The sequence below is a fragment of the Paucibacter sp. B2R-40 genome, from assembly GCF_025717555.1.
Classification (GTDB): Bacteria; Pseudomonadota; Gammaproteobacteria; order Burkholderiales; family Burkholderiaceae_C; genus Paucibacter_A.
Genome location: NZ_JAJIRP010000039.1, coordinates 1 through 501, shown reverse-complemented (window position 1 = coordinate 501; position 501 = coordinate 1). Strand labels below are relative to the sequence as shown.

The 501-nt window shown below is 61.3% G+C and carries 1 protein-coding gene; it reads right to left on the bottom strand.

Annotated features, from left to right (window positions below):
* A partial coding sequence (locus LNV09_RS24650) for an ABC transporter ATP-binding protein (RefSeq protein ID WP_263559708.1) occupies positions 1–501 on the bottom strand: 501 nt, incomplete at both ends.

Sequence of the window (501 nt, the reverse complement as noted above, 5' to 3'; positions counted from 1 at the left end):
ATAGGCTTCGATCACTTTCTCGTTGCGCTGCACGTCGTACGGTGTGCCTTCGGCAATCTGCTTGCCGTAGTCCAGCACCGACACGCGGTCGCACAAGCCCATCACCAGCTTCACATCATGTTCGATCAAGAGAATGGTGCGGCCGTCCTTGCGGATGCGGTCGATCAACTCTCTGAGCACGACCTTCTCGGTCGCGTTCATGCCGGCGGCCGGCTCGTCCAGGGCAATCAGCTTGGGGTCGGTGGCGAGTGCTCTTGCAATCTCCAAGCGGCGCTGGTCGCCGTAGCTCAAGGTGCGTGCCTTGAACTCCGCGTATTTGCCGATGCCCACATAGTCCAAGAGTTCTTGTGCGCGTTTGGCGATCGCGGCCTCTTCGCTCTTGAAGCCGGGGGTGCGGAAGATCGCGCCCAGCAGACCCGAGCCGGTGCGGATGTGACGGCCCACCATGACGTTTTCCAGCGCGGTCATCTCGGAGAACAGCCGGATGTTCTGGAAGGTGCG